At 52.1% G+C, this 844-nt stretch carries 1 protein-coding gene; it reads right to left on the reverse strand.

Going from position 1 to position 844, the window contains the following annotated elements; genetic code table 11:
• On the reverse strand, positions 1 to 844 hold an 844-nt coding region (locus NZ453_RS21855), incomplete at both ends, for an MCP four helix bundle domain-containing protein (RefSeq protein WP_263773126.1).

Genomic DNA, 844 nt, shown 5'->3' on the forward strand with positions numbered 1-844 from the left:
GCCATCTGGTTCGCAGAATGGGCAACCGAGGCCGAGCGTTCCAGAATCGTCTTGAGGTTGCCCTGCAATTTATCGATAAGGCGGTTCAGCGCTTGCGCCGTCAAACCAATTTCATCTTCTCTCAACACGTTGACGCGTTGGGTGAAATCAAGGTTTGTTTCGACCTGGGAAACGCTGTCACGTATTTGGTTGAGGGATCCGCGAATGCTGCTAAGCATGAAATATCCCATTGCCGCCACAACAAGAACGGCCAGCACGATCGTGGCGATTGATGTGTTGATTGCTGAGGTAACGGACGCCACGACCTTGGTAGCGTAGTTGCTCGCCATGTTCTCGTTAAACGCCACGTGCTTGTTTAGCGCTTCGGACGTGGCTTGCGCCACAGGGCGCATCTCTCCCCGCACGATCGCGATGGCCTCTGCCGTTTCATTCTTCCTGGATTTGGGAAGCAGTTTCTCATTCAGCATTCCCAGATACTGCGAGAGGAATTGCTTGTCCTCTTCAAACAGTTTTTTGTCTTCGTCGTTCGAGAGCATCCCTTCGTATTTTTTTAGCTCGCTGTTCATTGTTCCGATGATGTTCTCGATGTTCTTTTCAACCTCAGCCATCCCTTTATCGTCTGCCGTGAGCACATGCGCGTAAACGTTGACGCGAAGTTGCTGAAAAGAACTCCGGACACCCGCCAGGGTTTTTATGCTGACCAGGCTGTCGTCGCGGACCTGACTGACCCCTTTTTGTGCATCGATCGCCGCGGAGAGTCCATCGACACCGACGAGAATCAAAGCCACTACCGAGACGACGATTAGAAGGATGAGCCGCTTGGCGATGGTAAGGTTTTTCATAG

This window comes from Propionivibrio soli, from assembly GCF_025770765.1.
In the GTDB taxonomy this organism is placed as follows: domain Bacteria; phylum Pseudomonadota; class Gammaproteobacteria; order Burkholderiales; family Rhodocyclaceae; genus Propionivibrio; species Propionivibrio soli.